Genomic DNA, 24,125 nt, shown 5'->3' with positions numbered 1-24,125 from the left:
GTGCCTGTCATTATTCCCAGAATAAAGTTAGTTTAGAATTAAACTGGAGAGGCAATTTTAGCTTTCATTCATAAGTAATCCTATTTCAAATCCTTTGTTTCTTTTTATACCAGAACTTATGTTTTTGTCGTTTATTCGATCTTTACAGCAAATACTCCATCTTGTAGACCATCCGCACTACATCTTACTTTTAGTTCTCCTTTACCCGAAGGTTTTACGGTTAACAGTAACTGCCCTTCGTGAGCTTTCCGAACGTTTTGCTTAAACAATTCATGGCTAAACTGGTCTCCTGAATCCAAACCAATTAATTCGCCCCCTTCAACGGAAACTGTTATCTCGTTGGTTGCATAGGGTGTTCTTATTCCTTTTTTATCCTGTACTTCTGCTGTTAGAAATAAAAGTTCGTCTTCGTTGAATTTTGCATTTTCCCGTTGGTTTTTAATTCCCAGCTGAGCAGCTTCACCGGCAGTTTCAATTGTATGAGTGGCAACTACCTTTTTCCCATTGTAAGCTTTCGACTCCAGTTTTCCTTTTTTAAAGTCAACCACATAAATGCCTTTGTAAGTATCCGGATCTACTTTCTGGCGGCCAAGACTTTTCCCGTTTTGAAATAACTCCACTTCAGGCTGGTTACTGAATACAAAAACCGTATCCATATCTTTGTTTTCGAAATTCCAGTGCGAGCGCATATCGTATGGTCTCCATTTGTATGGCTCTACATCTTTTAGCAATACTGCAGTGTGCACCATTGGCTCTTCAGACCAAAAGGCCTGCCAGTAGTAATACATACTTTTTTCAAAAGTGGCCAGGTCAATTAATCCCCACTCCCAGCTGCGGCGAGGCCAGCGGTGCGATTCTCCAAGGTAATCGATACCCACCCATAAAAACATGCCCACAACATATTCGTTGTCGCGTAAAGCAAGCCAGTTTTTCAGTGTGATGTAGTTTTCGGTACCCAATAAAATGCGGTCGGGATATTGTTCGTGCTGCTCTTCGTATAAATTTGGATAATAACGATCGGGATAGTTGTAACCTGCAATGTCCATCGAATCCATAAAACCGGTTTGATTTCCCCATAGCGACCAGTCGCAGCCAACGGTTGTTGGTCGTGTGTCATCGGTTTCGTGTGCCCAGTCCCTCAGTTTAACAAGTGTTTCCGGTCCTTTTGTATAGCGCTGTTCCGGCACTTCGTTTCCTATCGAATAAATAAAAACCGCTGGATGATTCCTATCGCGTTTAATCATAGCTTTCAAATCGGTTTCTGCCCACTGGTTAAAGTATTTGTGATACGTGTATGGCAATTTTCCACTTGGACTTTCTGACAAACCAAACTCCCAGGTTTTTTCCCATTCATCAAACGCTTCCGACATCATATAAAAACCTAACTCATCACAAACTTCAATAAAAACCGGATCAACAGGTCCGTGGGTACGGATGGCATTGCAGCCCATACGTTTCAGCTTTTCTAACCGGAAACGCCAAACATCTTTAGGTACGGCGGTTCCAAACGAAGCCGCATCTTTATGCAAACAAACGCCTTTGGCAATAACCTTTTCGCCGTTTACTAACATACCCTGCGTATTGTTGAATTCGATAACCCGTATACCCACTTTATGATTTTCGGTATTAACCACTTTGCCTTCAACCAACAGCTGAAGTTTCAAATCGTATAGCGTTGGGGTTTTATCCGACCATAATTCCGGATTTTGAACGGTCATCTCAAAATTAAGATCTTTTTCTTCGTAGTCGCGTAGCCTAAATTCTGTGGATGTTTTGGCAACTATTTCTCCGGTGGCATTTTTTAAACTGACTTCCACCTTCGCATCTTTTTTAACATAAGTTGGCTCGGTGGGCAGAAGCTGGAATTTAATACGTTCGCTTTCGGGATAATTGTTGGAAACTACACGACAATCAACTTTAACTTTGGCCGTGTTTTCATCTAACGAAACGGTACGAAAAAAGGTCTCAAATGATTGGAAGTGCTGTTGCTCCGTAATGTATAAATGCACGTTGCGGTTAATTCCGGAACCTGTGTACCAACGGCAGTTGGGTTGCACTGAGTTATCTACTTCAACAGCAATAACATTCTCTTTCCCATCATAGTTGAGATATTGCGACAGATCATACTCAAAAGTAGTAAAACCGTAAGGATAATTCCCCAACATCATACCATTCAACCAAACGGTAGAATTCATATAAACGCCATCGAACCGGATTTTCACGCGCTTCCCTTTGGCCGTTTCATCTAACACAAATGTTTTGCGATAATGTCCCTTCCCCATGGGGTAAAAGCCGCCCCGAATTCCACTCGGATTATCTTCTTCACATTTCCCTTCTACCGACCAGTCGTGCGGAACAGAAAGAACCCGCCAGTCAGAATCGTCAAACTCAGGATTTTCGAAACCAATATTTTCGCCCAACTTAAATTTCCAGTTATGGTTAAAGTCCAGTTTGGTATCGACAATACGCTCTGCAGTTTCAAAACCGGCGTAAGTCATTTTCTTAATCTCGCGAAGAATATTTTCATCTTCGGTTTGGGCCCAAAGACTTACTGTTGTAAACAACGAAAGGGCGATTATCAGTTTTAAAATTCTAAAGTTCACAGTTTGTATTTTTAAATTATTATTGGTTGTCAAATAAGGTTTCGTCGAGATTATGATTGGGCAGGAATACAATTCCTGCCACAATCATTTACTAATTAACTAACTAAAACGAATCTCTCCTTATGGGTAGAGAGTTATAATAAAATCCAACTAAATCGATCGGCATTGTTGTTATTTGCCCCCAACAAGTTTATATACTTCTGAACCGGCACTTAAGAATGCACCTGTTCCGTATACTTCTGTTTTATCGGGCCATGCTTTTCCTGGCGCCGCTCCTACCGGCTGTACGTATCCCAACATTCCATCATCAGTAATATAACTCACCATGGCATTCCAGGCTTTCATCACCGGGTCTTTATAAGTCTCGGCATCTAAAATTCCGTTATTGATACCCCAGGCTAAACCAAAAGTAAAAAACGATGAACCGCTGGTTTCCGGCGTAGGATAAAATTCCTGCCCCAGCAAACTCATTGCCCAATGGCCCTGTGGTGTTTGTATTTCAATGAGGCGTTTGGCCATTTTTTTATAAATTTTCAGAAAATATTTGTATTCCTTAGTGCTTGGGTCTAACTCCTCCAAAATATTAGCAAGTCCGGCAAATACCCAGCCATTTCCACGTCCCCAAAATATTTTGGTTCCGTGGTCAAGTTCTCCTATGTAGCTTTCATCACGATAATACAGGCTTTCTTTTTTATCGAATAGAAAATCGGTGGTGGCTTTAAATTCGTCCATCATAAATTGGAGGTACTTTTTCTCGCTTGTAACCTTATACAGTTTTGCCCAAACTGGAGGCGACATAAACAAAGCATCGCACCAACTCCATCTATCCTGATTGTATGGAGTTTTCCAGTTCAGTTTGCTTTGGGCTGGATGATACATAATATAATCGAACTGTTTTATGGTTGGGGTTATCATTTCTTTATCACCATATTTCCGGTATAATTCGATATACATTTGTCCTACTGTATGATCGTCAGCATGGTATTTTCTTTCGTGTAATTGCCAATTGTATTTTTCACCTATATTTTTCATCCATTCCCAGTACGAATTGTCATCGGCCATCGCTGCCCATTTTACCATACCAACATATAAGGCTCCGTTGTGCCATGCCAATGGGTGATGCGGATTCTTAGGATTACTGTAACATTGGTCGAAATGTTCGATTTGCCAATCGGCAACTCTTTTCATTTCTTCTTTTATGTTTTTTGGAGTTGGAGTTTGCGCAAAAGCAACAATATTTAAACTAATCAATATTATTACTAAAAATAAATGTCTCATTGGTTTTAACGATTTTCTGATGATAAAATTATTTTTTTGAAAGTGTGGTTAATTTCAATAGCCGTTCCATTTATTGAACAATCCTACCAAATATGAACAGATATTGCACAATGGGTAATTTGTTCAATTTTCAGCTTAAAAAACATAGATAGGGCAGATAATCTACTGCCCTATCCTTTCATTCATCTAACCAAACTAATTCCCTGTGGGACTATTGCTAACTAATGAATTATTCTATATTAACCTGGAATGGAAATACTTGTTGGTCGTAGTCATAAGAATCGTAACCGTGGTTTGTAGCAATTACAGTTAGATCAAATGTTCCAGCTTCGGGGTACTTATATAAAGCAGCCCATCCAATCTGGTCATTTAAATTCGTTTTTAATCCTTTCGCACGCAACAAACCATAATCGCTGTAATAATTACTTTTCGCGAGAACAACATTTCCGTTAATATCTGTTGAATCGATATCGGTTCCGGATTTTTTCATTGTTACCCGTTCTCCTCCTGGCCAAATTACAACAAGATCAGCATTACTGTCAACACCAATGGTGTAGGTTACACCACTCTGCGGATTGGTTACTTCATTATATTTGTTGTTTTCATCAATGGTGTAAAACTTTACACTTTCAACAACCGGAGAAGCTATTTCTTCTTTTAGACACGATACAAGTGTTACCGATAAAAGCGACACTACCAGTGCTATATTTTTAAATTTCTTCATTGTACTAATTTTTAAAGTTGATATTAATAACCAGGATTTTGAGGTAGCGTCTGGTCCTTTTCAATTTCGCCTGTTGGAATTGGGAACAATAACTGGTATTCTTCAATTGGTTTGTCTTGCACCCCATAATCTTCGCCGGTAACCGTCATTAAAGCTTCCGAAATTATTTCGATGGCTTTTCCTGTACGTTTTATGTCCCAGAAACGATGACACTCGAATGCCAGCTCCATACGCCTTTCGTGTAATACCCAATATATATCTAAATTGAAATCGTCGGCCAGTGGCTCCATGTTCGACCTCTCGCGTACCATATTAATGTAGGTTATTGCATCGCCCGTTTTGCCATTGTTCATTAAACACTCGGCGTACATTAATAAAGCATCTGCATATCTATATACAATAAAATTATAATCAGAACCCACATCTTTAATTGCAGCTCTTTCAGCGCGCGACGGAGCCATCTTCTTAGGAAATGCCTGGAACTCCGGTGTTGCTCCTTCAACATAACCAGAATCAACTGAATGAAATAAACGATCCTCTTCTCCGTATTCCGTAAACTCCTGGAGCAAATCATGAGAAACCATAAAGATATTAGTGTATGTGGTTCCAACAATAAAAGAAATATCGTTACTCATATTTCTGAAATAGAACGAAGGCTGACCAGCTGCAACATTAAAGTTTACCTCAAAAATTGATTCTTTGTTGAATTTATTAGCATCGTCGAAAACATCGGTTAGATTTGGCATTAAGCCATATTCTCCCGACTCTTTATCGATAATTAACCTTTTCAACGTAGTCTCAGCTGAACCAAAATCCTGCATTTCCATTTGCGCTTTTGCCAGCCCCATTAAAGCACTTCCTTTATTCGCACGGGCTTCTTCGCCGTTTAACTGACTTGCTCCTTTGACATAACACATTGAGACTGCGTTCTGAAAATCGGGAATGATTACATCGTTATAAATTTCAGACACAGAAGAACGTCCTATGCCGAATGCTTCGGATGGTGAACCAAATTTTTCGGTTACTTTCGGTACGTCACCATAAGTGCGAACCAGATTCATATAGGCCAAACCACGTAAAAAGTAACATTCACCCATCATCGCATTTACCTCTTTGGTTTCTGCATCAGTGGCAGGTTCAAAAGTGGAAAGAACCCCTAAGAGAGTATTAACCCGGTAAATCATTAAGTAGTTATCCGTCCAAATTGCTGAAGCCGAATGCGAATTGGTTTTCTTAAAAATATGGTATGGGTCAGTCATCTGGCGGTCTTTACCATCATCTGAAACCATTTCAATATATTCATACATACCACCATCGTGGGTGTAAATATCTTGCAAGACCTTGTAACATCCTGCTAAGCCAGTTTTTAGCTCGTTAATATTATTATAGTAAACTGCTGGCGACAAAGTATCTTCCGGAGCTTTGTCCAAAAAGTCGTCGCACCCAAACAATGATACAAGTACCATTGCAAATAATATATTTAATTTATTCATCTTCATAATTTTTCAGTTTTAGAACTCAACGTTTACACCAATTGAAACTGTTCGTGGTAAAGGATAATCTCCGTTGCGGTCGACTCCCTGAGAAAGTGCAGAATCGCCTTGATAATTCCCCATTGGGTTGTAACCCGGGTAATTTGAGTATAACCAAACATTGTCGAGATTTACATAAACGCGTGCATTTGAAATTGCAGCTTTTTGGCATATCTTTTTAGGAATAGTGTAGCCTAGGGTAATGTTTTCGAGTAATACATAAGTAGCATCAAACAACAGGCCACCGGAAACATCACTGCTATCGTATTGTTTACGGTTTGGAGCCGGATATTTGGCATCCGGATTTTCTTCTGTCCAATAATTTTTAAAATAATCGTATGTAATATTTGCCCTTCCCTGTGCCCGGAACATGGTCAGTCCGTAACTTCCGGTCATTAGTTTTTGGCCACCCTGACGACCAGTAAATTTAATGGACATATCAAAACCTTTGTACGAAAAGGTGTTTGTTAATCCCCAAATAAAATCGGGTGTTGCTGTTCCTAAAATGGTTCTGTCCGAAGCATCCAAAATTCCATCGCCATTTACATCGGCTACTTTCGGCGATCCTGGTTGTGACCTGTTTCTCCAAGACGACTGATTGGCATTGAAGATCGGATTTGCTTTTACGTCTTCCCAATCGCGGAAGGCGCCTAACGAGTAGGTACCCCACAAACCTGCCAAAGGTCGCCCTTCGGTAGTATATCCCGAATTGTTTACGATTGGTCGTTTATCGGCACCAATATCGGTAACTATGTTTCGGTAATACGATAGGGTTGCTGTTGTATTCCATGTAAATTCGCCAACAAAATTTCGGGTATTTAACAGGTATTCAAATCCCTGGTTTGTCATCGATCCCAGGTTTAGTTTTACATTTCCAAATCCGGTAATCGATGGCAGAGGAAGGTTAAACAACATATCTTCTGTTTCGCGGTGGAAATAATCGGCAGAAAGAGAAATTCTTCCATCAACTAATGAAACATCGGCACCAATACTTAAATCCTTGGTAGTTTCCCAACCTAAAAAGTCGTTAGGAATTTTATTATCGTAATAAGCAGCCGTGGTTGTCGCACCACTTCCGAAAACATACGAACTGGTTCCAAGTGTGGCAAGCGCCAGGTAATTTGTAATCCCCGAGTTACCAATTTTACCCCAACCTGCACGCAATTTCATATCGCTGATGATTGATGAAAGCGGGCTAAAGAAACTCTCGTCGGAAATACGCCAGGCAGTAGAGAAAGATGGGAATGTTGCCCATTTATTTTCTGAACCAAACTTAGAAGAACCATCGCGACGGATAGAAGCTGTTAAGTAATATTTCCCTGCGTAATTATAACTTGCACGAGCAAAGGAGCCAATCATACTTTCGCTCGACCTGTTGGTACGTGCATCGTTTTGCTGGTCGACAACTGTGGCCCCCTGGTTAAGGGTATTAATAATGTCTTGTGGAAAATCGTATTTTCTCATGTAAGCCGATGTGTAGTTAATTTCTTCCATCGACGCACCAACCATTGCAGTAAGCGAGTGGTCACCAAAACTGCGCGCATAAGTTAAGAACGATTGTACATCCCAGTACTGACGAACACTATTGTCGTATTGCCCCCAGTTACGTTGAGTTTTTTGAGCACTTGTTGGAATATAACTTGGTAAATAAAAATTACGTTCACGCAAGCGGTAATCGTAGTGAAAAGCCGATTTCCAGACCAAACCTTTCATTGGTGTTATTTCGGTATAAAAATTCGAGTTTAATCGTGCTGTTTTACGCTCATCAGTAACGTCTTTAAAGGTTAATGGATTGGCTAAGAAAGCCACGTTCCAGTCCCATGGGCTATCCAGTTCCATTCCTGTTCGAAAATAAGTTCCATCTTCGTTATGGGTTGGAAAAATTGGCCCTAACTGAGCGGCAACCAAAAGAGGGTTATTACTACCATTGGTAGATGTTGAGTTATACAAGAAATCAGTTTTTTCAAGTGTAGGAGCTAAGTTTAAACCAACCTTTAACCAGTTGTTCACTTTTTTTTCTACATTCGAACGAAAACCAAAACGATCATATCCTGTAGCCTCAATCATTCCATCGTTTGAATACACGCTACCGGAAACGTAATAGGTTACATCATCGTTTCCTCCTGAAAAAGACAGCTGTACATCAGTTACATTTCCTGTTCCAAAAAGTTCGTCCTGCCAATCGGTTTCGTAACCATTTGCAGCCATTGCATAGGTAGTATCCGATACTGTAATCCAGCGGTAATGTTTACTGGTTGGGCTTTGCATTGCTGAAGCATGACGCGAATATTCACTCCAGTTAGCAATACGTGTTTCATTATCATCAGAGCGTGACCATAATTCTGCATTCGGATCATCAGTGCCAAGATTTGGGTCTTCAACCAAATAAGCATTGGCTCTTGAGTCTTCGTAATATTGTAAATAATCTTCGGTGTTCAACACATCATATTTACGCAATACATTTTGTACCCCATAACTCACTGATACGCTTACTTTTCCTTTACCTTTTTTACCGCTTTTTGTTGTAATCAAAATCACCCCGTTTGCTGCACGCGTACCATAAATAGCGCTCGAAGCCGCATCTTTCAATACCTCGATTGACTCAATATCGTCAGGATTGATAAAGTTAATAGGTGATTCATTTTTATTAAATCCATCGGGTAAAGGCTGCCCGTCAACAACATACAACGGTGCATTTGATGCGTTTACCGAACCAATACCTCTGATAACGATATTGCTACCTCCACCAGGTGCTCCATTAGTTTGCGAAATAGATACACCGGCAACCTGACCGCTAATACCTTGTGCAAAGTTAGCAACCGGGCGATCACGATAAGTTTCAGAATTTACCGAAGAAATTGCCGAGGAAACATCACGTTTTTTCTGTGTACCATAACCAATGGCAACTACCTCTTCAATACCAACTGCGTCAGTTTTTAGTCGGATGCTTAATTCAGTTTTTCCCTCAATGGCAATTTCTTGTGGAAGCATACCTACAAACGAAATAACAATGGTTTCATCGCCGTTGAGTCCGGTCAAACTGAAATTACCATCAATATCTGTAACGGTTCCGGCAGTAGTACCTTTTACTACAACTGTTGCCCCCGGAAGTGCAGCTCCAGTATCATCAGTAACCTTTCCTGTTACTTTATGGTCCTGATTTTGAACCATCTCTGAGTTAGTTCTTAAACTCAGCTCATTTTCGGCTGCCAAAGAAGCAAAACCTACCAAAGAACTAAGGCATGTAATACTTACAAAACGCAAAAGTTGAGAGAACCGGGAGTTCCATCTTCTCGCTTTCATCTGTTTTTTTTTCATAGATTAAATTTTAGTTTATCATTAATTTTGATTTTCGTAGAATTGCTTCCAGAAAATAGTAGTCGGCATAAATCAGTGGTACATCAATCTCCGAGTTATGGGCTTTTGAGCCAGTTGAATGCTTCAGAAGAAAGCCATGATTTTCGGTAGGATTGGCTAAAAATGCTTCGCTTAAAAGGGTATCGATAATTTTATCAGCTGCAATCAGATATGCATCTTTATTTAAAGAAAATGTACTTAGTTCGTATAAAGCCGAGGCAATAATTGCACCAGCCGATGCATCTAACGGTTCGTTTGGTATTCCTGGCGCATTAAAATCCCAGAACGGTATTAGGTTTTCGGGAAGATTAGGATGATTCAAAATATACGCGGCAATTTTCTCTGCCTGCTCCAAAAACTTTTTATTACCGGTCTCACGGTAAATCATCGTATAACCATACAGCCCCCAGGCTTGCCCCCTGCTCCATGCACTTTCATCGCTTAAGCCCTGGTGTGTGCATTTTGTTTGTACCTTACCGGTATTAGGGTTATAATCAACAACATGATACGATGAGTTATCTTCCCGAAAATGATTCTTCATCGTATTTTCAGCGTGCAAAACTGCAATTTGCTTAAAAAGCTCATTTCCGGTTTCTTTTGCTGCCCAGAAAAGTAATTCAAGGTTCATCAGATTATCTATAATAACCGGGTAATCCCATTTTTCGCTGTTAAAGTCCCACGAGCGAATACATCCAATGTTTGGTCTAAAGCGAATAGCCAAGGTTTGTGCCGATTGCAATAATATATCCTTATATTCTGAATTCTTTGTATTCTTCCAGGCTTTACCAAAACTGTAATACATTTTAAAGCCCATATCGTGAGTTCTGCCATTCCACTTTTCTTTTTCCAATGGCAAGGTGTATTCCAAAGCCATTTCTTTCCAATGCTCATCAGATGTCAATTCATACATCATCCACAGCTCTCCTGCAAAAAAACCACTTGTCCAGTCTTTTGCAGGAACCATTACAATTTTGTCATCTTCAACCGACCTTGGGGAAACCAATCTGTTGGTACGCATTTCTGAAAACATTTCAGCGGAAACACGAAGCTTATTTTCTAAAGTATTAAGGGTAGAGGATAATTCCTTGGGGGCATTGTAAGAATTGCATGACCACAATAGCAGCGATAAAAGAATAAGTTTCAGTTTACCCATTATTGGTTAAGATGTTTTAGTTCGTAGCCAAAAGTATATTTCAACCATGCTGCAACTCTTTCACTATGGTGTTATAATTTTCATTATTGTGTTACAATTTCAATATTGTTTCACCCCTGAAACAATAGTATTACTAGTATCTTAACAGGTATTATTATTTTTGGAGAATATTGAACTACAACGATGAAGAGCTTTCTAACTAATTTATGCTTACTAATATCTCTCGTATTTTTGGGGAAGTTACTCAGTGCCAATTCCGATAATATCCGGTTTCATCAAATTTCACCACCAGGTGGTTTCACCCTCGACAGAATCCAGGCAATGGCTCAAGATGACATTGGCTATATTTGGATGGGAACCAGCCAGGGCCTTATAAAATACAATTCGCAAGAAACAGAATGGTTTAAGCCCATCGCCAACGATACATTAAGTCTGCCCAGCAGAAAAGTAAACGATATTTTTTGCGATGAGACGAACCAAATTTGGATCTCTACAAATGAGGGATTATGCCTTTTTGAACAAAGCACCCAGCAGTTTAATCGTATCAAATACAGGTACGAAGATGGCTCAAAACCTGCCGATTTGGTAAATGCTGTTCTAAAAGTGAATGATGACAATCTACTTATTATTGACCAATTGTATTTTGGAATTCTCAATTTAAAATCCAATTTATTTTCACGCATTGAAAAGAATCAAATTCAAGCCCCCATGGTATTGCACCAGGATCACTCGAACCGAATTTGGATTGGGACCAGAGATGGGGATGTCTTTCGCTATAATCCCGGGAAAAATGCGGTTAAAAAAATGATATCGAACGAAGCGGCCATAAATTGTATTTATTCAGAAAACAAACAAGTATGGATTGGAACTGAAGGAGAAGGGGCCAAACTCTATGATTTGAATAACCGGCTTATAAAACAAATTTCATTTGGGAATGCAGCAGACATGGCTAACTCGGGGCATGTAAGGGTAATAAAAAAAGATACCTACGGAAGATTGTGGTTTGGCACTTACGAAGGCCTGTACATGGATGACGGAAACAAACTTTCCAGATTTAAACCTGAAGATTACCCCGGATTACCCCACAATTCTATTTACGAAATTTTTGAAGACCAGCAGGGTGGTTTGTGGTTTGGAACCTGGTCAGGGGGTGTTGCACTAATCCATCATTCCGATAATAATTTCCAAACCTACCGACAAAGCCAGTCGCCAAATTCTATTAGTAGTAACACGGCTACTGCTATTATTCGTTTAAACCGTGATGAAATGCTTGTTGGAACCGAATTAGGAGGTTTAAATAAATTCAATATAAAATCAGAGAAATTTGAAACCGTTCGCATATCTACTACTGAAAACATTAGAAACATAAAATCGCTGTGTAAAGATAAACAAGGCGGGATTTGGGTAGGTACCTTTAGAAAAGGGCTTTGGTACAAAGCTCCAGGAAGCGACAAATTCAAGTTATTTGAATATGGCCCAAATGATGGCAACCATATCTCATCCGAGAGTGTGTATTCGCTGTGTGCTGTTGATTCGGGTGTTTGGATAGGAACGTTTCATGCAGGAGTAAATTTTTACAGCTTTAAAAGCAAATCAATACGGCATTGTTTTCACGATAGAAATGATGCATTAAACTGGTCGGAAATAACTCCCCACTCCATTTTTGCCGACTCAAAATCGAACCTTTGGATTGGTACGCTTTATGGAGCCATTTATAAGCTTCACATTCCATCGGGGCAAATATCGGTTAAAGAAACACGGGAATTTAAAGAAAAAGACGAGAGCAATATAATTTACCATTTTTGGGAACATAACTCGGGCGAAATATGGATTGGAACAAACAACAATGGAATATTTATTTATAATCCCGAGTCAAACAGTTACAGGAGTTTCGATGTTGAAGGACTGTTAACCAGCAAAAGTGTTTATGCCATATCTGAGGATAAAAATAACGATATCTGGATTACATCGAATAATGGGCTTATTTTTTATAATCAGGAGAATAGTACGACACGACATTTCCTTTACTCGGACGGCATACAAAGCAACCTGTTCTATCCAAGATCCGTAGCTCACGATATAAATGGAAACATGTATTTTGGTGGCCCAAATGGAATCACCAGAATTCAGCCAGGAACGATTAAAATAAACACAAGAAAACCTTACACAATTATCAACAAAATTACCACTAATGATAATCAAAATACTTTTCCTGTGTATTCCCAAAGCCACCAGATAGAAAAAATTACGTTTCAACCCGGTGAAAATACCTTGCGCTTTAGTTTTGCCGCCGACAACTATTTTATGCCCGAAAAAAACCGCTACAAATACCGTTTAATAAACTATTACGACGATTGGATTGATATTGAAAATGAAGGAAGCGTTTTGTTTGCCAGTCTGAGCCCGGGAGAATATATTTTTGAAGTAAAAGCTTGCAACAACGATGGCATTTGGAACGAAACACCTACTCAATTTACTTTTGAAATAAAAAAATACTGGTACAATACCAACCTTGCCTACTTTGTTTATTTTCTTGTTTTAGGCTCTCTTTTCTATTTCATTATTCGTTTCTATTATAATCAGTTAGAACTTAGAAGAGCTGTTTTACTTGAAAAACAACAGCGAGAAAATGAAGAGCAGATGCACGAAATGAAATTGAAATTTTTTACCAATATATCACACGAATTCAGAACACCACTCACACTTATCTCGTGGCCAATAAAACGTTTGCTTAAGGCCAACAATCTTAACGATGAGCAACGTGAAGAACTGGAAGTTGCAAACCGAAATTCAAATCGCTTACTACAGCTTATCAACCAAATAATAGATTTACGAAAACTGGAAAAAGAAAAAAGTAAACTGAACATTTCCAGAATTGATGTTATTAGTTTTATAAAGGAAATGCAAAAAGATTTCTCTTTAGATGCTAAACAAAGAGAAATTAAATTTATTTTGGATTCTTCGTATACCAGTCTGGAGATTGAAGCAGATAAAGAAAAGCTGGACAGTATACTGTATAACCTACTTTCGAATGCATACAAATACGTTCCATTAAAAGGGCAAATAAAAATTACTATTGACGAAGAAATTAGCAATACTTCCAAATTGTATGCAAACCAGTTAAGCTATGGAGAAATACATGTAGATGATTTTATCGCCATTGCTATAGAAGATAATGGAACAGGTATCGACAATGAAGATTTATTAAAAATATTCACCCGCTTTGAACAAGGCAAACAAAGCAACAAAAAAGACATGAAAGAAACTTATGGTGGGGGGATTGGCCTTTCAATGTGCAAAGACTACACCCTGTTGCACCATGGGAAAATAATAGCACAAAGCACATCGGGCAATGGCTCATGTTTTACGATTATTTTGCCTACCAAACAAAAAGCCCAAAAAATCCTTTTTGAAAGCCACGAAGAGGTAAAAAACCTAAAAACTGATGAACCCAAGAACCTAAGCTCAGATGCTAAAGACAAAAGCAATAAAAGCAAACATATTCTGGTGGTAGAAGACAATAAAGACTTTAGCCAGTTTATAACGCGCTATTTAAGCGAGTTTTACCACGTAGAGTCCGCAATAAATGGAAAAGAGGGGCTTGAAGTTTTGAAAAAGCACAACATCGACCTGATTGTTTCGGATGTGATGATGCCCAAAATGGACGGCTATGAATTTTGCAGCATTGTAAAAACGCAAATAGAAACCAGCCATATTCCGGTAATTTTACTTACTGCTTTATCGTCGTCGGAGAATTTAATTGCAGGATTGGACAAAGGTGCGGATGCCTACCTGACAAAACCATTTGAGGAAGAAGCCCTATTAAAACAAATTCATAACATATTAGAGCAACGTAGAAGAATTCAGGAGAATTTTAGCAAACAGTTTGTGGGACAAAATACCGTTGATGCCGGAAGTTTAGATAGTTTTTTTCTTACTAAAGTTCGCCAGGTAATCGAACAAAACCTTTTGGATGAAAATTTCAACATGGAAAGTCTGGCCGATGAATTGATGATTAGCCGTAGTAAACTTCATCGTAAAATAAAGTCGCTTTCCGGGGTCACCACATCAGAATTTGTTAACCTTGTTCGTTTGAAAAAAGCCATTGAATTGATCAAAGAAAAAAACTACCGGTTTAACGAGGTAGCTTTTGAGGTTGGCTTCTCAAGCCACTCGTATTTTAACCGATGCTTTAAAAAGGTGTATGGGGTAACACCTAAAGAATATTTTATGAAAGACAAGGACTAATTATAATCATTTTGTAATACTACTACCCCATTTAAAACCGGGTAGTACCAAGCAAAGCTAATTTTTGTTTATCTCAAACTTATATTTACCTGAACCAAGCATAACGGTTAGATCATTTTCTGCACGTTCGAGAATTTCAAGCAACTCACATTCATTAATAGCCTCACCATCAAGCAGTACAGTATTATTCTCGTTAGCAGGAATGGTAACTGTAGCCTTCGTATTTACAGGTATTTTTACCTCAAATACCAATTTATCACCGTCTTTCTTCCACGATGAACCAATTTCGCCATTTATTGAATGATAGCTCGCATTTACAAAATCAATCCCGTCTTTGGCAATTTCCGGTCGAATAGTAAATGTGCGGTAACCCGGCTCACCAACTTTTATGCCAGCCATATTGCCAAACATCCACTCATTCACTGCGCCAAAAGCGTAGTGGTTAAAAGAGTTCATTCCGGCATTGTTGGTAAAGCCAACACCTTTAATATAACTGTTCCAGCGTTCCCAAATAGTGTTGGCACCATTCATTACTTCAAAACCCCATGAAGGATACTCATTGTTTAACAAAAGTTGATAAGCCACATCAGAATGCCCCGTTTCCGACAACGCTGGCAGTAAAGGTTTTAATCCTAAAAATCCGGTTGAAAGCTTCCCTCCATCCTCAGCAATTAAATCGGCAAGATGTTGCCCTGCAATGGCTTTGTTCTCGTCAGATAAAAGCCCCATGTAAATAGCATTGGCATAGGCCGTTTGTGAGTGTCCGCTGAATTTAGTTTGCCCTTCCAAAACATACCCTGCTCCATCGCCATAAGCTTCAGCATTGGTTCTTATACGTCCGTTTCCATCGGTATAATACGCCTCAAAAGCATTCTTCGATTTTTCAAAAAGGTCGGCAAAATACCCGGCATCATCAGTTTCGTTAATCGCCACAGCCATTTCCTTCATCAATTGGGCACAATATGCGAAATAAATCGATGCCAATAAATCAGGCGGTGTTTTGGCTCCAACAGAAAGCCAATCGCCATACCCCCCCTTAGGTGTCAGATCTTCAAAGCTTCGCTCTTTATAAATGTAATTTTCCGCTGTTTTTTCTTCCATAAACTTTAAATAGGCTAACATTTGAGGCCAAAATTCTTTAATCATTCGAGTATCGCCATAGGTTTTAAAAATGGTGTACGGACAAATCACACCGGCCTCCGACCATCCCGGAGAGTAGGTATCCGTAGCACGCACTTTTGGTGCCGGTGCATAAATTGGATAGGCGTCGTTTTCAAGAATCGCATCATTCAAATCAACCATCCACTTGGTGAAAAATGCTGAGATGTCGCTGTTGAATGTTGCCGATAAAATGTAAGCCTGCGCATCACCGGTCCAACCTAAACGCTCGTCGCGCTGCGGACAGTCGGTAGGCACATCAAAGTAATTGTTGCGCTGTGTCCAAACAATATTGTGATAGAGCTGATTTACCATTTCACTACTCGTTTCCAATGCACCAATCACCGGCGTAGTAGAAGTAAGCGCAAGTCCGGTAATGGCTACGGCTGTTGGTGTATATTTGAAACCTTCAACTTCAACATACTGAAAACCATGATAGGTGAAACGTGGTGTCCATGTTTCGCCCTCTGGATCGCCTTTTAAAATATAGGTATCGGTTACGCGTGCCATTCTCAGGTTTTCAGTCATTAGGCTTCCATCAGGGAACAATGCTTCACCAAATTTCAACGTAATTTTGTCTCCTTTTTGTCCTTTAACCTTTAAGCGTACAATTCCCGCAAAATTCTGCCCCAAATCAAAAATATACTTTCCACCTTCCCTGGCTTTTACTGAAACTGGTTTCAACTCTGAAAAGACCTGCACTGGATTACCCGGGTAACATTCTATTTCCCGGCCGGCCTTTTCGGGGTAAACCTGACTAGCCATCCAGTTGGTATCATCAAACCCTGCCTCACTCCAATTCCCGAATTCAAGATTGGCATCGTAGGTTTCACCGTTTAAAATATCTGCTTCCAAAATTGGCCCATGGTTGGTTTTCCAGGTTTCATCGGATACGATGATTTCCTTTTCCCCATTTTCATATTCTATCTCAATCTGTGCTTTTAAGAGCGGAACATCACCATAAAAATTTTTCACTATCGGATTTCTAACCAATAAAGCATATGCCAGATAACCGGCATACCAACCTTCGCCCAAAATAGCACCAAACGCATTCTCCCCTTCTTTTAAGTCTGAAGAAATATCATAAGTCTGGTAATAAACCCGTTTGTTGTAATCTGTCCAACCAGGGGTAAAATAATCTTCGCCAATCTTTTCCCCATTGATCTGAAATTCGTACAAACCAAGCGAAGAAACATATAAGCGGGCCTTTTTAACTTTTGATTTCAGCACAGCCTCTTTTCTGAAGAATGGTGCCGGTGGCAAATGATAAACTTTCCCTTTTCCCAGATGAGTCAGGTCGTTACCAATCCATTTGGCCTGCCACTCGTCTTTGCTCAGCAATCCCATTTCCCAGCTTGCTGTTTCACTCCATACGCCCGGATTTCCATTTTTGTCCCAACTGCGTACTTTCCAAAAACAGTGGATTTTAGAGTTCAATGACTTACCACGATACTCGATCTGATTACTTGCATTGCTTTCCACTTTTCCCGACTTCCATAAATCAGCCTTTTCCGCTGATAATAATTCAGGAGAAGAGGCAACCAAAATTTCATAAGCAGTTTGTACCTGCCCTCTTTCTTCTGACTCCAATTCCCAACTTAACCGGGGATTAAGTATATCCAAAACCGGATTTACTTTGTATTCAGTTCTTAAATTTAATGGAGTTATATCTGATGAATTTGTATTTACTTTTTCACACGCCTGGAAAACGATTAATGCAAGTATCAGTAAATAATAGTTCATTGGATTGATTGATTTCATAAAAGTTTGATCTCGTGTTATATTTCCTGAAATTTATTCTGTTAGAATAAGCAAATTGCTTAATAAATTGGCCAATCGCGAATTAAATAGCCGTCTTTTGTTACTAATTTTATATTTCGCAATGCAATTGAACCTCCAGCTGAAGCCGGTTTAATTTTTATTACACGCAAAGTATTGTCTAATTTCATTTCTGCCGAATATTTGTGCCATTCACCATCGTGAATCACTTTTATTGGTGCTGAATCCTCTTCCGAATATTCGTCTTTTGGTCCATATTTCCAGGCTACCGCTCCGTTACCGGATGCTAAAGATTTCATCTCAAATTCAATCTTAAAGTTATCTCCTGAAATATTCGGATTGTAGTAAGTTTCAATAAAAGGTTCGGTTCCGGTGGATTCTATTACTAACATATCTTGATTGGTTGAAATCCGGGTTTGGTCAGAACCAACCCAGGCATCGGCTACATTTCCTTCATAATTTTTGTTTTTGTGGGGTACAAGTATACCAGCCTCTTCAACATGAGCATCAAGCAATTTGGTCATTACCGCCACTTTTTCCGGCCTTTCTGCTGCTAAATTTTTTGTTTCGCTAATATCATCATCCAGGTTATATAATTCGTAACGATGCTCCTGATTAGGTCCATCGTAATAAAACTTATACAAACGCCAGGGCCCTTGTCGCATGGAAATATTTGCACGATTACCCGTTGCCACAACATTGTGGCAAAAAGTTGAATAGATTGGAGGACGCTCATAATTTTTTCCTTTCAATGCATTAACGTAACTAACACCATCGGTTACCAAATCTTTTGGAAATGGAACATCCAACAGTTCAAGCAGTGAAGCATAGTGGTCGACTGTAGAGGTAACTACTTTTGATTTTGAACCGGCTTTTGTAACTCCCGGAACTCGAACAATAAGTGGCACCCGAACTCCTCCTTCGTAATTATTTCCTTTACCGGCACGCAAGGGATAGTTATTGGTTGGATTTGTTCCGTCAGGGCCATCGTACATATTTCCGCCATTATCAGATGTAAATATGACAATGGTTTCGTCTTCCAGTCCCAGATCTTCAACCGATTGCAAAATCCTTCCCACACTGTTATCGAGGGTTTCAACCATGCCTCCCATGGTGGGACATCGTTGAATGTTTTCGGGTGATAATTTTTCTTCGTATTTCTTTTTAAGCGCTTCTTTTGCCTGAAAAGGAGCATGTACATCATAGTACCATAAGCACAGCAAAAACGGATCGTCTTTTTTATCGTTCATGTACTTGATGGCTTCATCGGTTAAGACATCTGAAATATGTGTGCCTTCAGGAACAACCGGTAATGTAGCACAATCCCAAGGCGCAAAAAAATGCCCGGGAGGTGGAGGTCCAGGATGTTCTCTTCCGCCAACCACAACATCAAATCCTTGATTTTCGGGCAGATAAGGCTCTCTACCCAGGTGCCATTTGCCCATAAATGCAGTAGCATAACCATTTTCCTTTAAAACTTCGGCAAAAGTTAGGTATTCATTCGGAAGACGTGTCCGTGTTTGGGGACATGCTGTTTTAAAATAAGCAGGTGCCTCAAAAGTTTCTTTCGGATCGAGAACAACATTAGGAACATGCCCTGTTGGGGTTGTGAAGCGTAAACGACCAGGCTCCTGCCCCGTTAAAATACTGGCACGTGTTGGCGAACAAAGCGGACTGGCCGTATAAGCATTCGAAAATGACACAGCCGATTCAGCAAAAGCATCAATATTGGGAGTTTCGTAGAAATCGGAACCATAACAGGCTAAGTCTTTCCAGCCTAAATCATCAGCCAGAATAAAGATTACATTTTGTTTCTTTTTTGTTTTTGTTGATTCTGTTGCCTGAACCGAAATGGCTAACAAAACAAGTAGACAGGAAATAATACGTTGATACATTTTTCTATGTTTTAATCTCTTTTCATTTCAATCAGATAACTTCCGGAACCGAATTCGCCTATGAAAGTGAAATCAAAGGAACAGTTTTCGCATTTAACCGGATTTCCATTTACCAATACATTAACTTCTTTCTTATAATTCGGAATAAAAAATTCTCCGAATGAATTTTCAGGAACTTTAATTTCCCATATAAATTTGCCATTTGCATTTTTCCACGAACTTTTAATCGTTCCATATACCGATTCATAACTAGCATTGGCATTGCTCAGTTTTTGGGTGAGGTAAGGCCTAAATACAATTTTTTTAAACCCTGGCTCATCATCTACAGGATTAATACCTGCTATTCCTGAATAGAACCATGCATCGTAACCCGACTGCATAGGATGATTGTGAGAACGAAAAGCCATTTCATCGCCAACCAAAGTGTATACTGGTAATATTTCCCATAAAGTTGTGGCATTGTAATGCTCCCACATATAAGCAAAACTATTTTCACCTTTTTTTGTCAATAATCTGTATACCTCATCCTCGAAACCATTTTCGGCTAAAACATTAAGGATGCGCGATATTCCAAAGATTCCGGTACTTATAAATCCATCATGCTTATCATGAATGTTCTCAACAAGAGATTCTGCTACTTTTTCTTTTAACGCTTCCGGTACAATTCCAATGTCAAGCGCCATAGCATCGGCAGTCTGGCTTCCATAGGTATAATTTACGGTATCTAGAAAGTGCTTGTTGAAGCTTTCTGTTGATTGAATTTTCAAATTACGGTAGTAATTGAAATCCGTTTCATTACCCAGAATATGCGCAGTTTGTGCCAATATTTTCAAATCGAGGATATGAAAAGCTGTTGAACTTAGAGAAACAGGACATTCAATATTTTCATTTCCTCCCGGCGGACACCAGTCTCCCAGTCCATGGAATATTATTCCATTTTTGTTTTTATTCTGAACGTAGTCTACCCAAACTTTCATATCGGGGTAAAAGTTTCTTAAAACCAACGTATCGCCATAGTACTTGTATAAATTCCATGGAACCTGAGCCACAGCAGTTCCCCAATCGGGTGATGCCGTACCACTGGTTCGTTTTCCGGGAACAATCATGGTTGGAATGCCTTTAGGCTTCTGAATTAGACTTCTGTCGTGAAAATTATTTCCAAAATACAGCTCCTGATTGGTGTTACGAGCCGAAGAACGCATGTCGAAAACATATTTACTCATGAATTGTTGTGCATCGTAATTATACATGAGCGCATCAATAAATGAGTGAGCATCGCCGGTCCATCCACATTTTTCGCGATGGGGGCAATCGGTTGGAATACTGTGTAAATTACTTTTAATTGTCCATTCTGCCAATTGATGCAATTTATTAATATTCTCTTCAGAACAGTTGAACTCTCCTGATTTTGGTAATGCAGAATGAACTACAACTCCGGTCAATAATTCAGGTGTTGGCTTTTCGGCTAATCCTTCTACTTCGACGTAACGAAAACCAAAATAGGTGAATTTTGGTTCCCAGGTTTCAGTGCCTTCTCCTTTACATATATACTTTTGGGTTTGAATAACTTTGGTGGCCCGCATTCCTGTTGTTCGCGGATCTATTTCACCGTTCTCGTCCAATTCTTCAACACAACGTAAAACAATCTCCTGCCCTTTTTCTCCTTTAATCTTTAGTTTTACCCAGCCGGCAAAGTTCTGTCCAAAATCAAATATATACCGGTCGCTATCATTTGTAATAATTTTTTGGGGTTGAATACTATCCATTTTCTGAATAGGCGGAGCAAATTGCTCTAACAAATTTGTTGGATGTTGATCTGCAAATAAAGCTTTCTTCCAAAATTTATCACTAGTTTCAGTATTAAACCAATCCTCAACTTCCAGGTTGGCGTCATAACTTTCGCCGGCATAAATGTTTGAAAAAGTAATAGGTCCATTTTTCCATATCCAGCTTTCATCGGTACCAATCACTTCTTTCGTTTCGTCTTTAAACGTAACCACTATTTGAGCCATAAAAACGGGTTGCCCGTAAATCATACCTTTTCCCCAAACTACATTTTGATTGTACCAACCATTTCCAAGCATAACACCCAACACATCCGAATGTCCTTTATCCGATAAATCCAAATTGTAAGCCGAATAGTAGGTATAATCTTCGTAATTAGTTTGGCCGGGGTCGAGTACATTTTCGCCAATTTTTTCTCCATTCAGATATGCTTCGTAAAAGCCAGGTGCAGCAATGTATAAACGGGCCCATTCAATTTCTTGTTTGTTCGGAATGGCAAGCACTTTTTTGAAAACCGGAAGTGCTACATCGGGTTTATAATCGTATGTAATCCATTCAGCTTTCCAGTGGTTTGGGTAGTTAATTGGCACAAAAAAAGAAACTGCTTCGCTCCAGTTGGCAGCCCTGTCCTTTTCGTCCCATACTTTCAATTTGGCCCAATACAACTCTCCATTTTTCAATTTATTGCCACCATATTTTAATTGATTGGATGTACCTGTTTTCACTTTATCCGAATCCCAAACATTTCCAACATTCTTGTTTATGTCGGTTTGATTATCGGCAATTATGAGCTGCACTGCGCTTTGTTGAAAACCAGGATTAAGACTGCCTGTTTTCCATGAAAAGATTGGATTGGTGTCGATGTTGGAAATAAATTCGGCTTTAAGTTCGTTGATTCCAAACGGAGCTTCCTTACACGCACAAAACAGAAGAAGCGTAATAAGAATACAACTTATACCAAATACTTTAGGTTTGTTATTCGAAATAAATCTTGTATGCATCTCAATTTAATTGGCTTTCGTAAATAAATCAATGGGGCTGACTAAGGAGTTTGATGGCTGCAAATCTTTACCGGCTTCAATAATCTCAGCCTCATCATAAAAATCATCACCAATTGCTTGCATCCAACTCCGGGTTTTTGCCCACAACACTTCTTTGGTTGAATCTAATTTTTCATCGTTAATTAGGTTATTTAATTGGTAAGGATCGGTGATTCTATCGAACAGGGTATTATGCAAATGGCTATGTTCTGTTTTCTGACGGGCAAACGTGTATTCTTTGGTAATTACTCCCCTGTAACCAATACTTTCATGCAACCAGATGGGAACAAAATCAACAGCATCTTCATTTCCGGTTAAAATAGCTTCCGACAAATTTTTCCCCTGACACTCTTTCGGCACTTCCTGCCCCATTAATCCAAGCATTGTTGGCATTATATCCAAGGCACTAAAAAGCAAACTGGTAGAATCGTGTTCTGTTATTACACCCGGATATTTAACAATAAACGGAATGTGCAAAGAATAGTCATGCGGATATTGCTTGGGATAAACAGCCTTATCAAATTCCAGCATATCACCATGGTCGGAGGTAAATACTACAATAGTATTTTCATCTTTTCCAATCTCTTTTAATTTATCCATAAGTTGACCAAAAGCAATATCAACACCAGTGGTCATGGCCATGTGTCCATGATACATTCTTTTTAAATCGGGCGTTGGTTCCAAACCCGGACGCACGTTAAGAGTGTCGCGGTTATAATAGGCCATTAATTCTTCGGGCGCATCATAGCGGAAGTGCATCTTTCCATCTTCTCCTTCAAATTTACCCCAATCGTGAGGCGGATGCCACGACACAAACAAGGCAAAAGGCTCTTCCCTGTTTTTTACACTTTCCAGAAAGTCTATGGCCTGGTTGGTTTGTCCGTATACTTCCCATTCATCAAAATACTCCTGTTCATCGTTCTCGTTCCAAAAGAAACATTTACCGGGCCTGAAATCGACATGACAATTGTTGGAGTAAAATATATCGTCGAATCCATAACGCATCGGGCCTGCAGGAATCGGACGTTTTCTGTCGCCGCCCAATAAATGCCATTTTCCAATGTAACCGGTATAATAACCATCGTCGCGCAACACTTCGGCAAATTTTTTCCCGTTGCCGGGAATTAAAGGGGTATCGTTCACGTAACAACCGTTGTACAGCGAATACTGTCCACTCATTAACATCCCTCGAAAAGGAGTACATATGGGGCTATTCGAAAAACAATTGTCGAAACGAAGGCCTGCAGAAGCCAGTTTGTCAATATTTGGAGTAATAATTTGCCTGTTCCCGTAACAACCAACCATATCGAAAGTTTGCTGGTCGGAAAATACAAAAAGAAGGTTTGGCTTTTTAATCTGCTCTTTCTGGTTACAAGAAACAGAAAGCAAAAACAAAAGAGACAATATTTTTACAGGAAATAGAAAGAATAATTTATTCATAACAGAACTTTTACACTAAATTTATTTATAACAATCAGACAAATTTGCTACCTATTACTTTTTATAATTTTTTATTCTGTCCCATTTTTTTATCTATTTGTGTTTTAAACTGGTTTTGTTCAGTTTATTTCAG

The 24,125-nt window shown here is 39.3% G+C and carries 11 protein-coding genes; 1 reads left to right on the top strand and 10 read right to left on the bottom strand.

The window, feature by feature from the left end; all coding sequences use genetic code 11:
* Positions 1 to 131: 131 nt before the first annotated feature.
* From LH29_RS14345 to LH29_RS14320, 6 genes are all read right to left on the bottom strand, one after another.
* A complete protein-coding gene (locus LH29_RS14345) occupies positions 132 to 2,603 on the bottom strand; it encodes a glycoside hydrolase family 2 protein (protein WP_157493705.1) in 2,472 nt (823 codons plus the stop codon).
* Between the two features lie 171 nt (positions 2,604 to 2,774).
* Positions 2,775 to 3,881, bottom strand: coding sequence for a glycoside hydrolase family 88/105 protein (locus tag LH29_RS14340; RefSeq protein WP_045030926.1), 1,107 nt, complete (start codon positions 3,879 to 3,881; stop codon positions 2,775 to 2,777).
* 229 nt (positions 3,882 to 4,110) lie between these two features.
* Positions 4,111 to 4,605, bottom strand: a complete 495-nt coding sequence (locus LH29_RS14335) for a hypothetical protein (RefSeq protein WP_045030924.1) — start codon at positions 4,603 to 4,605, stop codon at positions 4,111 to 4,113.
* A gap of 23 nt (positions 4,606 to 4,628) precedes the next feature.
* Positions 4,629 to 6,104 (bottom strand): RagB/SusD family nutrient uptake outer membrane protein, encoded by a 1,476-nt coding sequence (locus LH29_RS14330; RefSeq protein ID WP_082063718.1) that lies wholly within the window; start codon positions 6,102 to 6,104, stop codon positions 4,629 to 4,631.
* A 12-nt stretch (positions 6,105 to 6,116) separates the two neighbouring features.
* The gene (locus tag LH29_RS14325; RefSeq protein ID WP_082063716.1) at positions 6,117 to 9,455 is read right to left on the bottom strand and encodes a SusC/RagA family TonB-linked outer membrane protein; all 3,339 of its coding nucleotides are present in this window, start codon (positions 9,453 to 9,455) and stop codon (positions 6,117 to 6,119) included.
* 10 nt (positions 9,456 to 9,465) lie between these two features.
* A complete protein-coding gene (locus LH29_RS14320; protein ID WP_232302846.1) occupies positions 9,466 to 10,512 on the bottom strand; it encodes a glycoside hydrolase family 88 protein in 1,047 nt (348 codons plus the stop codon).
* 366 nt (positions 10,513 to 10,878) lie between these two features.
* Here LH29_RS14320 and LH29_RS14315 point away from each other — a divergent pair, with 366 nt between their 5' ends.
* On the top strand, positions 10,879 to 14,895 hold the full coding sequence (locus LH29_RS14315) for a hybrid sensor histidine kinase/response regulator transcription factor (RefSeq protein WP_198152457.1): 4,017 nt from the start codon (positions 10,879 to 10,881) through the stop codon (positions 14,893 to 14,895).
* A gap of 57 nt (positions 14,896 to 14,952) precedes the next feature.
* On the opposite strand, the gene LH29_RS14310 is transcribed toward LH29_RS14315, so the two are convergent.
* From LH29_RS14310 to LH29_RS14295, 4 genes are all read right to left on the bottom strand, one after another.
* Complete coding sequence (locus LH29_RS14310) at positions 14,953 to 17,796, bottom strand: alpha-L-rhamnosidase (RefSeq protein WP_157493704.1); 2,844 nt, start codon at positions 17,794 to 17,796, stop codon at positions 14,953 to 14,955.
* 77 nt (positions 17,797 to 17,873) lie between these two features.
* Positions 17,874 to 19,727 carry a sulfatase gene (locus LH29_RS14305; protein ID WP_052670963.1) on the bottom strand — a complete coding sequence of 618 codons (1,854 nt, stop codon included), beginning with the start codon at positions 19,725 to 19,727 and terminating at the stop codon, positions 17,874 to 17,876.
* A gap of 11 nt (positions 19,728 to 19,738) precedes the next feature.
* Positions 19,739 to 22,513 carry an alpha-L-rhamnosidase gene (locus tag LH29_RS14300; protein WP_052670961.1) on the bottom strand — a complete coding sequence of 925 codons (2,775 nt, stop codon included), beginning with the start codon at positions 22,511 to 22,513 and terminating at the stop codon, positions 19,739 to 19,741.
* 6 nt (positions 22,514 to 22,519) lie between these two features.
* Positions 22,520 to 23,992 carry a sulfatase family protein gene (locus tag LH29_RS14295; RefSeq protein ID WP_052670959.1) on the bottom strand — a complete coding sequence of 491 codons (1,473 nt, stop codon included), beginning with the start codon at positions 23,990 to 23,992 and terminating at the stop codon, positions 22,520 to 22,522.
* Positions 23,993 to 24,125: the final 133 nt, after the last annotated feature.

It is taken from the genome of Draconibacterium sediminis, assembly GCF_000949475.1.
Lineage (GTDB): Bacteria > Bacteroidota > Bacteroidia > Bacteroidales > Prolixibacteraceae > Draconibacterium > Draconibacterium sediminis.
Note: the sequence above shows the minus strand (reverse complement) of the source record. Positions and strands in the feature narration are given on the sequence as shown.

Excerpts from the sequence above, each read along its gene's own strand:
- LH29_RS14340 (WP_045030926.1), bottom strand. The coding sequence starts at position 3,881 with ATGAGACATTTATTTTTAGTAATAATATTGATTAGTTTAAATATTGTT.
- LH29_RS14335 (WP_045030924.1), bottom strand. The coding sequence starts at position 4,605 with ATGAAGAAATTTAAAAATATAGCACTGGTAGTGTCGCTTTTATCGGTA.
- LH29_RS14330 (WP_082063718.1), bottom strand. The coding sequence starts at position 6,104 with ATGAAGATGAATAAATTAAATATATTATTTGCAATGGTACTTGTATCA.
- LH29_RS14325 (WP_082063716.1), bottom strand. The coding sequence starts at position 9,455 with ATGAAAAAAAAACAGATGAAAGCGAGAAGATGGAACTCCCGGTTCTCT.
- LH29_RS14320 (WP_232302846.1), bottom strand. The coding sequence starts at position 10,512 with ATGCGTACCAACAGATTGGTTTCCCCAAGGTCGGTTGAAGATGACAAA.
- LH29_RS14310 (WP_157493704.1), bottom strand. The coding sequence starts at position 17,796 with ATGAACTATTATTTACTGATACTTGCATTAATCGTTTTCCAGGCGTGT.
- LH29_RS14305 (WP_052670963.1), bottom strand. The coding sequence starts at position 19,727 with ATGTATCAACGTATTATTTCCTGTCTACTTGTTTTGTTAGCCATTTCG.
- LH29_RS14300 (WP_052670961.1), bottom strand. The coding sequence starts at position 22,513 with ATGCATACAAGATTTATTTCGAATAACAAACCTAAAGTATTTGGTATA.
- LH29_RS14295 (WP_052670959.1), bottom strand. The coding sequence starts at position 23,992 with ATGAATAAATTATTCTTTCTATTTCCTGTAAAAATATTGTCTCTTTTG.